This is a genomic window from Enterobacter sp. Y17 (assembly GCF_019730495.1).
In the GTDB taxonomy this organism is placed as follows: domain Bacteria; phylum Pseudomonadota; class Gammaproteobacteria; order Enterobacterales; family Enterobacteriaceae; genus Enterobacter; species Enterobacter asburiae_B.
In genome coordinates, this window is sequence record NZ_JAASKP010000001.1 from 2,891,376 (window position 1) to 2,905,014 (window position 13,639).

The following is a 13,639-nucleotide window of genomic DNA, read 5'->3' on the forward strand; positions in this document are numbered from 1 at the left end:
TGCCTGCCACGCGCGTGTTGGCAATGATTAAACCTGGTCATTAGGTGAAGTAGTATTAAAGTAAAACTTAAATGATACTTTTTCCTGAACCTTTTCCCCCGTCCGACGTTTACTTTTACTCAAGGCATCTTACCTCTTAAAACTGGTAGTTTTTTAATTTTAAGAACAAGATTAGCATTAGAGATTGTCATTCTTTATATTTAGCTCTAAGCTATTTTCTTTTGCATACCTGGCTCATTAAAGGCAATGATTAGAATCACAAGGACTGTTGAAAGCGAACATTGCTTACAAGAATATATTTCAACCTTTTCTGCCTTAAATAATCTTATTGACCGACACCTTTCTAAAACTTATCTCAATCTTTTTGCCCGCCCTCAGCAGGCTGAAGATGGTGCGGTTGAATGGTATAGCGAAATAAATGGTAAACCCCAACGCTTTAACGCTTTAAACGTCGTTGAGCGAGACAAAATCGCCATACTCCTCTCACAAAAGCTGGCGGCACTCACTCAACTTCATCAAACACTCTCGACTAGCGCGCAGACTTCTCCCGAAACACTGCAGTTACTGGCAAAAATAGCCAGACAGCCCTCACCAGAAAGAATATGGATCGTTGACGGTCAGCCTGTGATTACAGGCTGGGACATCATGCCTGAAACTAAGTTGCCGGCAGAACCGCTGGCTAAAAAGCGTGGGTGGTTATGGCTGGGGCTTTTAGCACTGGCTCTGCTTCTGGCTCTTGTTCTCCTGCGCGGCTGCTGGCCGACTGTCAAAGTAGCCACTCCTGCCGTTTCTCCCGTCCAGCCAGCCCCTGAGCATCAGGTCAAAATGCTCTGCCCGGCACAGCGGACAAAACAGCAGGCACCTGAAATGGTTATTATTTTTGATGCTTCTGGCTCTATGGCCATGAGCATGGATGCCACACCAGAAGAGATAATGCGGTGGATGCAGGATAAACCTGTACCCGGTATCGATCGTGAACCTCGTCGCATTACGCTCGCGCATCAATCCGCTAAACACATTATCGATGACGTGCCAAATGACATGAACATTAGCCTTATTGCCGCAGCTAATTGCCACCAGGTGAACGCAACTCCGGCTTTCCTGCCGGAACAACGCGCTGAGCTAAAAAAGTTAATTGATAAAATCCAGCCGGTGGGTAAAACCGCTCTGGCAGAGGCGTTAGAAGAGGCGGGAAAACGAGTTAATGGCGTTGACCGTGATGCCATAATTCTACTGGTGACGGACGGGGAAGAGACATGCGGAGGCTCGCCTTGCGATGTCGCGCTTGAGCTAAAAAAACGTAAGCCCCGATTACAGGTCAATGTTGTCGATATCATGAATACCGGCGCCGGAAACTGTATTGCCAGCAATACAGGTGGAAAGGTATTTGCTGTCAATAATACGCAGGAGTTTAATAAGATGATGAACAACGCCGTGAAGGAATATATACCGCAGGGTTGTGATTAACACATTAGAGAAAATGAATACATTGCCAGAAATATAGTTTCACAGCGAAACTTTTTTGCGGCAATCGGATATGCGCACGTCCCAATAATAAGTTTAGTTTAGGTCTAAACGTTTTCGGCCATTTGCCGATAATACTCAATATTTTGTTGCCATAAACAATTGACGCAGATTACCCGGCGTATTTGCGGCGTCCTTTTCCACAGTGGAACTTGCTTTCACTTGTTCGTTTAACAGCAAAGGCATGCAGCGTGAAAGAAATTTTTCTATGCAGTGACAAGCTCGATAAATATCAGTCGATGGGTGAGAATGGACAGGCAGTATATATTTCCGCATTACAGCTGCGTGAAACCCTACGACTTAGAAAACAAACGGCGGTTGCTGACACTTTAGCCATCCCGCAAATCAGCGAGCATGGCGATCGAATCGACTGGTATGCCCCGCTGGCCGGTGACGTTATTCCATGGACGGCCGCAACGGAAGCTGAGCGCCAGGCCGCGCTCGCGCAACTCGAAACCACCCATGCAGCGTTTCGCCAGATAAGTAATGAATTTGCCCAAAGCCAGCAGCCGGAACGCCGGCTCTTTGGGAAATTACTTGAAAAAGCGATGCAATTCCCCGATCAGCAGCACGTGTGGCTGGTAGGTGGAAAGCCGGTCATCAGTTTTTGGGGATTTGTGAACGCCACTAACCAGGCCCGCATCGAGCCGTTAGACTGTTTGCGTCCCATATCTACAGCCTTGCCTCCGCAATCAGCCAGTATTGAACCGGTGATACCAGAACGCACTTTCACGCATCAAAGGCACGCCAAAAGACGCTGGTGGTTGCTCTTACCCGCATGGTTGCGTTGGCTACTGCCGCTACTTCTGTTACTCCTTTTAGCGTTACTGTTCTTACGGGGTTGCATGCCAGGCATAACGATCCCTGGTATTTCATCTTCCGTACCCGCTTTGCCCGCGCCCCACCTTCCAACAGCCGAATCTCTTGCGCCGTCGTCAAGGGCCATCATCAGCACAACAACGTCTAAGGCGAACCTGCATTCGACAACGGGCAGTGAGATTTTAAGCACCACGGGCACTTCACTCACAACGTCACAAGAGCAATCAGCATTACAAACGCCGTCACAAAGCGCAGCAGCAACGGCATCTGCTGTGGATCCTGCGTCAGCCACGAATAGCCCTCATCCCGGCGGAACAGCACCTGCTCTCGAAGCGCCATCGGCCAATACCTCAACTGGCGCTAAAGTCCCGTTGACCCTGCCCGCATCTTCACTGGCCCAAGGAAACACCCGTTTTCTGAACGGGAACTGGCACGCAGGGGCTGGTATTCAGGATCAACGCACAGGAAAGCCCCTTAGTCTGAGTTACCAAATCAATGACGGTAAGGGCGAAGTACAGATGATCCGTGGCGACGGTGTGACCTGTCGTGGCGCGGTCAACGCGGCCATTCAGTCAGGTCATCTCGCCATTAACAATCAGGGAGAAGCACAGTGCTCCGATGGCTCACGCTACCAAATGCCAGAAATTCTGTGTGCTCCCGGCGCGCAAAACATTGCGGATTGCAAAGGCCGTTACGACGCCAAAACACTTTTCCCTATTTCGATGAAGCAGGAGGCAAGTCAGTAAATGCTCGCTGAACTCACTGATTTTAAAAAACAGGTCAAACTTATTCGCGACAGCGGGATCCAGTTCCTTGATTTCGCCTTTACCCTGCCCACGCGTAAAGAATATGGGGAATTTCTTCGTCAACAGGGTGACGAGGCTATTATGCGGCTTATCTATAATGAGAGGGAAGATAAGCTGCAGATCCCTCAGCCTGACAGCGAACCTCCTCGCTACGCAGACTCCGACTACACATTGACGACCGAAGAGTCGCTACGCCTCTATCGCGGCCTCTGGTTACCGCTGCCATTTTTCCGCTTCAACCCGCCACGAGCCTTTGCTCACGGGCCGTATAACTGGTCACGCGTCCAGTTCCATGAGCTGCCTGAGCCGGATGAAAAGGGCAATACCTGGCGCGCTACTCTGATTTTTGATACCAAAATTTTCCCGGATCGCGAGAATACGCAGTATCTCGCACCGGGCGAGGATGATATCCGTTCAGGCGCGGGATTTGCTCTGGCACGCCATCCTCACGAGATGGGGGAGTTTCTCTCACTGCCATGGGTGAATGAATGGCTACGGGAAATTTTCAGTACTCAGGCTCGCGAAGTATTACGCCAACATATTGATGACATTGATGAACAACTACTGCAGCAAGAACATCAGGCGCATTATCTTAACCTGCTGCATGTCCTGGCGACGACGATTGTCGTTCCTGAAGTACAGGTCAACGACGTAAAAATCCGGGACTCAGCGATACCTGTAGATCTCGTGCTGGACATTGGTAACTCACGTAGCTGCGGCATCCTGATCGAAGAACATCGTGACGACAATAAAGGGCTTTCTCAACTTTATCAGCTTCAGCTCCGAGATTTGAGCCAACCGCAATTTGTTTATAACGAGCCTTTTGACAGCCGTCTCGAGTTTGCCCAGGCCGAATTCGGCAAGCAGGATTTCTCGCTAAAAAGCGGGCGCAGCGATGCCTTCACATGGCCAACCATTGGACGCGTCGGCGGAGAAGCCTTCAGAATGGCGGCTCAACGCCTGGGTACCGAGGGCTCAACAGGGATCTCCAGCCCTAAACGCTACCTCTGGGACGATCAACCCTATTCACCGGGATGGCGCTTTAGCCAGGCCTTCGTGAAAAGTGACAGAGAGCCGTTAGCCACTGCAGCACCGCTGCTGTATATGATCAACGATCAGGGGAAATTGCTCATTCGCCTGAAAAATGAAGAAGACCGTATGCCCGTCTTCACGCCGGTATACAGTCGTAGCTCGCTGATGACGATGATGTTGTCAGAGGTATTAAGCCAGGCTCTCATGCAAATCAACAGCCCTTCACAGCGGCTGAAGATGAACCACGCCAGCACACCGCGTCGTTTACGAAATGTCATTATGACTGTCCCTCCGGCGATGCCAAAGCCTGAGCGCGCTATCTTTGAGGAGAGCATGCATGACGCTATCCGCATGGTCTGGAAAGCGCTCGGCTGGGAAGAGATGGATTATGAAGGCGATGACCCGCAGTGCTTGAAATACGCCCATCCAGGCGTACACGTGAAGTGGGACGAAGCCACCTGTGGGCAGTTGGTATATCTCTATAACGAAACGCAGAACTACTTTGGCGGTCGCACGGACGAATTTTTTGCAGCTACTCGCCGTCCCGATACTCAAAAGGACACCAGCGATACACGCTCATTAAAAATCGCGTCGATTGACATTGGCGGAGGAACGACCGATCTCGTCATTTCTCGCTACACGCTGGATGAAGGCCAGGGCATTAACGTCCGGATTACCCCGAAACAGCTTTTCCGTGAAGGGTTTAAGGTAGCAGGCGACGACATACTTCTGGATGTTATACGGCTTTTCCTCCAGCCAGCAGTAAAAGCGGCCATGACCAAAGTCGGCCACAGCGATCTTGCAGCCGAATCAATGATGTCACAACTGTTCGGTAGTGAATCGATCGAAGCCGGAAAACAGGTATTACGTCAGCAGCTTACATTGCAGATCTTCGCGCCTCTGGCGTTATCTATTTTGCATCGCTATGAAGAGTACTCCCCGGAAAATGGTCGGGAGATACTGAATTACACTTTCCGTGAGCTACTTGCCGATAATCTTCCAACCGAGAAAGTACAGGATTACGTCAACGACGTTGCCCGTTCCGGACAGCTTGCGAGCGAAGTACCGTTCTCCATTCTGGATGTACCGCTGGAGTTGGATCTTGCGCGTCTGCACAATGAATTTATCGACCCTCGCAGCGGGCGAATGAACATTTGCCACAGCCTGCGCGCGTTGTGCGAAGTGCTTTGGCACTACAACTGCGATGTATTACTTTTAACCGGTCGTCCATCCCGCCTGCCGGGAATTCAAGCGCTCATTCGCCAGCTTCAACCTGTTCCCCCTTCTCGCGTGCTGCCACTCCACGGTTATGAAACCGGTGGCTGGTATCCGTTTAACAAGAAAGGATGCATTGACGATCCGAAATCGACAGCCGTTGTGGGGGCGATGCTGTGCCTGTTAGCGGAGAAATCCAGGCTCAACAACTTCTTCTTCCGCACTGCGAACTTTAAGCCTTATTCAACCATCCGCTATGTCGGGATGCTTGATGGAAACAATGTGATTAAAGACAGCAATGTCGCCTATCGCGACGTTGATTTGGACTCCGCTGATTTCCAGTTACCGGAAGGGAAAGGCTTTGAAGCACGGGGGGAAGTGCGTATCGGTTTCCGCCAGCTTGATAACGAACGCTGGCCATCGACCGCACTTTACACCCTAAAAATTACCAGTGCGAACCTGGCAAGCGAGCTGTCGGGTGATGCTGTAATAAGCATCGGTTTAACCGCAGAACAGGGACGTGGACGTAGTAGCGAAGAACCGGTCAGTCCGGAGCGCTTCCAGATTGGCTCGATGGAAATGAAAAACGCACAGCGCGGTTATGGTCGTAGAGATGTTGCATTCCAGTTGAACACAATGGTCGGTAATGGGCTGAGTGAAACCCATTACTGGCTGGATAGCGGGAGTATTAAAAGCTAATGAGCACTATTCATCCCAACACCATTATCCAGGGCTGGAATGGCGTCGAACAAGGTGCAGGCCGGGCCATTGACTGGATCGCAAGCGTTCGTCAGGACGCGCCGCGCCTGAACACTGAAGCCGATCGCCTGACCATGAACTTGCGCCGCAGCCGTAACAAAGCACGCAGATTGGCGCAGGCCGCAGCGAAACCGATGACAATCGGCTTCTTTGGCTTGTCGCAGGCAGGCAAATCGTATCTCATTTCCGCGCTGGCTGCGGGTGAAAACGGAAAGCTGGAAACACGCCTCGGCGGCAATCAGCTCGATTTTTTGACCCACATCAACCCGCCTGGCGGCGGCAAAGAGGCGACGGGTCTTGTTACCCGGTTTAGCCGCAGTGCTCAGAGCTCAGACGACCGCTGGCCTGTCACGTTACAGCTCTTCAACGAAGTGGAAATGGGGAAGATCCTCGCCAACGCATTCATCCATGACTTCAACCAGGAAAAATTTGACTGGCAGTTCGATGAAAAACGCATCAGCGATCTGTTAACGTCCCTGTCGAAACGACGCCTGACCTCCCGCAGCCCTGGCGTGACCGAAGATGACGTAGTTTCTTTTTGGGATTACCTCATCCGCCATGCTGAGAAAACGCAAAGCCGTTTTGCCCTGACCTACTGGCCACAGGCAGTAAGCCTCGCACCATGGCTTTCTGTTGAAGATCGCGGCCAGCTTTTCTCCGTTTTATGGGGCGAAGTACCAGAACTAACCAATGCCTATATCCGTTTTGCCAACACGCTACAGCGTCTCGGTGGAGTGCAGGAGCTGCGTGCCCCGCTGAGCACGCTGGTTCGTAACGAAAACGGCCTGCTTATCCAGCGGGATAGCATCATGAACGTCGATATGCTGGAGCGGCTGAATACCCCGTCGGATCAGACTATTGAAGTCTGTCCTGTGGTAAATGGGCAAACGGGTGCGTCTATTTCGCTATCGCTGGCAGAGCTCACTGCGCTTACCGTTGAATTGCATATCCCGTTAATGGCTCCGCCTCGCGAAACAATCTTCGAAGCCGTCGACTTGCTTGATTTCCCGGGTTATCGCGGCCGTCTGGCGGTGGAGTCCATGAGTGATGTCACTCGCGAGGTTAAAAATGCAGAGAGCAACCCGCTAGCGCAGTTAATTTTGCGCGGAAAAGTGGCCTATCTTTTTGAACGCTACACCGAAAACCAGGAGATGAATGTCCTGGTGGTGTGTACGGCCTCAACAAAACAGTCCGATGTCAAAGAAGTGGGCGGCGTTCTGGACGAGTGGATCCGTTACACTCAGGGCGCCGATGCCGACGCGCGTGGTCGTCGCTTACCTGGCCTAGTCTGGGCATTAACCATGTTTGATCTGCGCATTAGCCAAAACCTTTCCCATGACGAAGCACTTCTTCGCCAGTCCTGGGGGCTTGGCGGGATGATCAAAATGGCGATGACCGAGCGTTTTGGCCAGTACAAATGGATGCAGGAATGGAGCCAGGGTCAGGCGTTCAATAACACGTTCCTGGTACGCAAACCGCGCCAGCAAACGCCCTTTATCCGCATGAACGCAGGTAGTGAAGCGGCTTTCAACGACGACAATGGCGGGCAGCTAGCACTGATGCGGAAAACCTTCCTTGAAGATGAAGCTGTCGCTCGCTACATCGCGAACCCTGCTGAAGCCTGGGATGCGATGCTCACCCTCAACGACGGTGGTATGCGCCGAATGGCCGATTATCTGGCCCGCGTCGCCCGCCCTGAACTGAAACTGGAGCGGATCGCAGAACAGCTCGACGAGATCCGCCACGAACTGGTCGAAGGGGGACTGGGGAACTGGTACCAGCCGGACGGCGAAGAAGAGCTGTCCAGAAAATCCCGAATTGCGCAAGAGATCCTTGCCACCCTGAAAAAACGCAGCGGCATGCACGGCGAACTGCTGGCGCGGTTGGTTCCGGCACGCCGCGCTCTCCATGCACTTTACATGCAGCAAACGACCCTGTCTGCGCCTGAAGCAGAAGAAGAAGATGCAGGATTCTTTGATATCGGTGTGGAAGATGCTTTCGAAAGCAGCGCAACTGCGGTGACGACGCACAGCCATGAGATCGCTTTCGCGCACCAGAGCGTTCAGCTCTGGATTAACCATCTGCGCGGCCTGCCTGAAACCGCCGCCATGCTCAACTACATCAGTCTTCCGCGCCCGATTGCCGAAGCGCTGGTAGACGAATTGATCACGGGGTTATTGCGTTCACGTGTCGAGGACGCGCTGGTCAATGCAATGAAAAATACCGAGCAGGCTGGCGTTCGTCGCGAACGTATGGTCGAGCGTCAGGTTTCACGCGTGCTTCACGTGATGAGCGATTTCATCACCTGGCTGGGCTATCAAAATATGCCGGAATCGAAACGCCCGGCCCGTCTCAACCAGCCCGAACAGCCGATCTTTACCCGTCCACCAACGTGCGACAGCGTGGTCTGGAAAGGTGATGAACGCCTGGCACGCCTGACGCCGCAACAGCTGAACTACAGTGCCTTCTTTATCATCGACTGGCTGGTTGGCCTGGAAGCACTCATTACCGAAAACGCAGGTCATTCTGCCGGACGCGAGATTAGCGTCGCGCAGAACGAAAATCTGGGCGTCATTCTCCGCCAGATTAAATTGGCAAAGGAGTAACTGGACGTGATCAAACCTGAACTTAAGACGCTGACCCCTATACAACCAGGATTCGCATTGCTCTTGTTGAAAGGCTGGAAAGGCGATGCCGAGGGCGTCACAATCTCGGTAGTACGTAATCAGGATCGCCTGTATCTGGATAGCCACGGTGATTGGGTCAGTGGCGAGATTTTCCTCGCCCTTCCTCCACTGATACAAAATGAGGAGACGCCCTGCGTTCAGGTCGGCCCTTCTCTGATCGATCCACTACTCGCCAACCGCCAGGCGGCCTATCGCATCACCATCAAAGATGGAAGTAATAAGGATATGGGGATTCTGACCATCGCTGAAGGGCTACTCAGCTCCCAGGCCGGTGGTGAAAACCCACTCCCGGAAAATATACAGACGCTGAATGATACCCCCATCGTGCAGCCGATGTCCGTTCAAGAACCGGAACCTGTCGTTTTAGAACCTGTCGCAGAAAAGCCTGTATCTCAACAGCCGCATAAGCCGAAAAGTAAGCTGCCGTTATTTGCGGGATTAGCCATTCTATTGCTCCTGCTGGCCGCTGCTGGGTGGTGGTTTACCCGTAAGCCAGAGCCTGCAATTCCAGCGGCACCTCCCGCGCCCGTCGCGAAAACTACCGGGCCGTGTGGTGATGAACAAATGGCGAGCGGCAATGAAATGGCGTTCGTTAAAGGGTGCCTGCGTAGCCAGCCAAGTAGTGCACAACTGCTGGACGTCATCGCAAAAGCGAAAGCGGCAAAACATTGCGATATCGCTCAGCGCCTTTACGCCTATAAAGCCCAGTCCGGCGATACGCAGATAGCTGTTCGTTATGCACAAGAATATGACCCGAAAACCGCAAAACCAGGGGGATGCTTCAATCCTGACGCAGAGACAGCGGCGTATTGGTATGAATCGGTTGTAAATCAGGACCCGCAGAATAACGAGGCCAAAGCCCGTTTAGCTGAGCTGAAGAAATAGGATAAACAATGAAATACATGCATTGGTTCAGTAGCCTGGTGTGTGCCGCAACGCTGGCATCCCCCGCCTGTGCCGCGGGTAAACAGCCGCTTTTGCAGGAAGGTAAACATGCGTTATTCCAGCGGGTACTGACTTACCCAGGCTGCCAGCTGTCCGCCAAAGCAGGTGAAGCAGGTAAAGAGCAGCCGGCCTTCAGTCGATTCTATGTTTACCAAAGGACAACGCAGGGTCAGGACACGTGGCTGCAGGTTGGGCCGGACAGCTTTGGTCATACCGCTGGCTGGATGAATTCCTCCTGCACCGTTGACTGGAAAATGCAGCTGACGCTGGCGTTTACCAATCCTGCTGGCCGTCAACCGATGCTGTTCTTTAAAGAGAAATCCGACGTTGAGTCTCTTCTGAACAGCAAAAACCCTGCGGCAACATTGCAACCAATGCTCAACAGTTTGAGCAGCCATAAACCGGTCCCGCAGGTTCTGGCACGCGAGCCTGATTACATGGTGGATCAGTTAAAAAACTTTTATCTCTTACCTGTTCTTGGCTCAGATGATGTGTTTACCGATACCGGCTTCCAGGTACGTGTACTCAACGTTGCCTCCGTCAGCGAAAAGTCGCCCGCAAAAAAGGCCGCGTCCGCTGCTGATGAAAAGAACATGATGAAAGGGTTCTCCGCCTCGGTTGTCTTTGTGATCGACTCCACCATCTCGATGGGGCCGTATATCGATCGCACTAAAGAGGCGATCGATAAGATCTACAAGAGGATCGAGAAGGAACACTTACAGGATCAGGTCAAGTTTGGCCTGGTAGCTTTCCGCTCCAGCGTGAAAGCGGTTCCGGGTCTTGAATACGACAGCAAGATGTATGTCGACCCCAATACCGTTAAAGATGGTAAAGACTTCCTCGCTAAAGTACATGACCTGAAGCAGGCTACCGTTTCCAGCAGCAAGGTTGATGAAGATGCTTACGGCGGGGTCATGACAGCGCTGGACAAAGTGGACTGGACGCAGTTTGGCGCCCGCTACGTTGTACTGATTACTGACGCAGGCGCGCTTGATGGCACAGATAAGCTCTCGTCAACCCATCTGGATGCCGCCCAGGTGCGTCAGGAAGCCGCCTATCGTGGCGTTGCGCTGTATGCGTTACATCTGAAAACCTCTGATGGTAAGAAAAATCACAGTTCTGCTGAAGCCCAGTATCAGGAGCTGACGTTAAATCCATTCCTGCACAAACCGCTCTACTATCCTATTGATTCAGGTGATGTAAATAGCTTCGGTAGTATGGTCGATAACCTGGCGAATGCCATTACCGGCCAGATTAAAACAGCCTGGAGCGGCGAAGAAACGGCGGGGAGCGCGCTGGGGGCAAGCCCTAAATATGCCGGTAAGAAAGAAGATCCCCTGCTCAGTGATGCCGACAAGTTAAGTAAGGCAATGCGTCTTGCCTATCTGGGTGAAAAGCAAGGCACCACGGCACCACCGGTATTCAAGTCATGGATAAGCGACCGCGATCTGATTGACCAAAACATCCCGGCGACCGAGGTGCGCGTACTGCTCACGAAAAGCGAGCTCAGCGATCTGAGCGATATCATGAAGAAGATCGTCAATGCCGCCAATGAGGGGATGATCTCTCCGGATGACATGTTTGCCAGCCTGCGTTCTCTGGCGGCAACCATGGGCAACGATCCAAACCAGGCGAAAGGAAAAAATGCGACCCGCCTCGGAGAGATGGGACTGCTCGGTGAATATATCGAGAGCTTACCTTACCTCAGTGAAGTATTGAGCCTGGACGAAGAAACCTGGAAAAGCTGGGATGGCCTTGAGCAGGAGCGTTTCATCCGCAGGCTGAATACCAAGCTTAATTACTATCAACGCTACAACCAGGATGTAGACCGTTGGGTGTCATTAGCGCCCGATAGCGACCCACGCGATAACGTTTATCCGGTACCTCTGGAGAACCTGCCCTGATGTTGAGGATCCGCGATATGGAGATCAGCCGGGGCGGGACGCATGGCTATAGCGTCGCCCTCCCGCACCTCTCGTTGAAAAAGGGAGAGGTGGTCGCTCTAACCGGGCCTAGCGGGTGCGGTAAAAGCACGCTTCTGGAGATGATAGGGGCGATCCTCCGCCCAGCGCATCTTGCCGAATACCGGCTCGCCGGTCGCGATATTTCAATACCGCTCATGGCTGAAAACGAGCCTGTCCTGGCCGCGCTTCGCGCACGCGAGCTTGGGTTTATGCTACAGCACGGCGGCTTGTTGCCCTGGTTACCCGTGATAGAAAACATCACTCTGGTTCGCAGGCTGGCAGGACTTAGCCTACAGTCAGCCTGGCTCGATAAGGCCATCGACAGCCTGGGCGTGCGGCCGCTGCTGACAAAAATGCCTTCCCGGCTTTCTATCGGCGAGCGCCAGCGCGTTGCCTTCATCCGTGCGATTGCCCACCAGCCACGCTTACTCCTTGCCGATGAACCGACTGCGGCGCTGGATCCTGATAATGCAGACCGGCTGTTTGACCTGATGATCGGCATGGTGCGCTCACTGGATATGGCAGCCATTGTTGTGAGCCACGACTGGCAGCGCGTGACGCATTTTGGGATTGACCGATATCAGGCCGTGACCGGAGAGGGAAAAAGTGTCTTCTTACCCAGCTGATATGCCAGCGTCAGGCACCCTGCTATGCCGTATGGCTCTGCGCGATCTCATTCACGATCGCAAGGTCGCGCTGTGCATCATCTTCTCTTTGATTGCCGTTATCGCACCGTTATTGCTGCTGTTCGGATTGAAGAATGGCATTGTCAGCCAGCTTCGCCATCAGCTTCTCGACGACCCTCGCACCCGGGAAGTACGTATAACGGGTAATGGTAATTATGATTTTGCCTGGCTTGATAAGCTCGCCCGTCGTTCAGAAGTCGGATTTTCGATTCCGTTAACCCGTTCGCTGAACACTCAGGCCGATCTGGTCCGGGACGGGCAACACTTTGTCCCGGGTGCTGAAGTGATCCCGACGGCCAAAGGCGATCCTCTTTTGCAGGATGTCAGAGCACCGGTCAAAGACAGCGATACCGTACTCAGCGCCAGTGCGGCACGGCGCCTTGGCGTGCAGCCAGGAGATATCCTGCGCCTGATGGTGAGCCGAAAAAGCGAAGGGAAAAACCAACGCGCCACGTTCGCTTTAACCGTTACCGGCGTGCTGGATGACGCAAAATTTTCACGTCAAGGTGCCTTTATTACATTGCCTTTGCTTGTTGCTCTGGAAGACTACCGCGATGGCTTTCAGGTTCCCTTGCTGGGGGTCAGCGATGGCAAGCCGCCCAGAGAGAGAACCCGCTATTCAAGAGCACGTATCTATGCCAGTTCGATAGATGACGTTTCACTCCTCGCGCGGTGGCTGGAGACGCAGAACATTGAGGCTATCACTCAGTCAGCTCAAATTGAGTCTGTGCGTGCCATCGACCGTGTGCTGGGGATTATCTTTGGCGTGATTGCCTGGATCTCTGCATCAGGGTGCATCGCCTCGTTAGTCGGTGCCTTCATCGCCAACATTGATCGTAAGCGCAAAGATATGGCCGTGCTGCGCCTTCTGGGTTTTCGCCGTCGCGCTGTGACGCTTTTTATTATTATTCAGGCGCTGTGTTTGACCGGCGTCTCATACGGACTGGGTGTGATCATCTACCTGCTGGGCAGCGCATTGTTCAACCATGTGTTGGGCAGTTCTTTACCGGACCAGGCATTCATCTGTCACCTTGACCCCCTTCATTTTATCGCCGCATTGCTCTGTGTCCTTGCCGTGGCGTTAGGCGTGGCCGCTATCGGAGCACTGCGCGCATTGAAAATCGAACCTGCGGAGAGTTTACGTGAAATCTAAACTGGCGATGAGCCTGGCTATCATTGGACTCGGGTACGCCTGCGCGGCG

At 52.8% G+C, this 13,639-nt stretch carries 8 protein-coding genes; all 8 read left to right on the top strand.

Annotated elements, in window-relative coordinates; genetic code table 11:
• Positions 1-246: 246 nt before the first annotated feature.
• The 8 genes from HCH49_RS13605 to HCH49_RS13640 all read left to right on the top strand — a co-directional run bounded on the left by HCH49_RS13605 (position 247) and on the right by HCH49_RS13640 (position 13,590).
• Positions 247-1,467: a VWA domain-containing protein gene (locus HCH49_RS13605; RefSeq protein ID WP_221702830.1), complete on the top strand. Its 1,221-nt coding sequence runs from the start codon at positions 247-249 to the stop codon at positions 1,465-1,467.
• Between the two features lie 248 nt (positions 1,468-1,715).
• Positions 1,716-3,089 (top strand): SrfA family protein, encoded by a 1,374-nt coding sequence (locus tag HCH49_RS13610; RefSeq protein ID WP_224435043.1) that lies wholly within the window; start codon positions 1,716-1,718, stop codon positions 3,087-3,089.
• The gene (locus tag HCH49_RS13615) at positions 3,090-6,095 is read left to right on the top strand and encodes a virulence factor SrfB (RefSeq protein ID WP_064673171.1); all 3,006 of its coding nucleotides are present in this window, start codon (positions 3,090-3,092) and stop codon (positions 6,093-6,095) included.
• Positions 6,095-8,761, top strand: coding sequence for a putative virulence factor (locus HCH49_RS13620; protein WP_221702831.1), 2,667 nt, complete (start codon positions 6,095-6,097; stop codon positions 8,759-8,761). Before HCH49_RS13615 ends, HCH49_RS13620 begins: the two co-directional genes overlap by 1 nt.
• Before the next feature lie 6 nt (positions 8,762-8,767).
• Positions 8,768-9,727, top strand: coding sequence for a hypothetical protein (locus HCH49_RS13625; RefSeq protein ID WP_033144533.1), 960 nt, complete (start codon positions 8,768-8,770; stop codon positions 9,725-9,727).
• Positions 9,728-9,735: 8 nt separating this feature from the next.
• The gene (locus tag HCH49_RS13630) at positions 9,736-11,691 is read left to right on the top strand and encodes a vWA domain-containing protein (RefSeq protein WP_221702832.1); all 1,956 of its coding nucleotides are present in this window, start codon (positions 9,736-9,738) and stop codon (positions 11,689-11,691) included.
• Positions 11,692-11,708: 17 nt separating this feature from the next.
• Positions 11,709-12,377 (top strand): ABC transporter ATP-binding protein, encoded by a 669-nt coding sequence (locus HCH49_RS13635; protein WP_197736966.1) that lies wholly within the window; start codon positions 11,709-11,711, stop codon positions 12,375-12,377.
• Between the two features lie 31 nt (positions 12,378-12,408).
• Positions 12,409-13,590 carry an ABC transporter permease gene (locus tag HCH49_RS13640; RefSeq protein WP_260454080.1) on the top strand — a complete coding sequence of 394 codons (1,182 nt, stop codon included), beginning with the start codon at positions 12,409-12,411 and terminating at the stop codon, positions 13,588-13,590.
• Positions 13,591-13,639 lie beyond the last annotated feature (49 nt).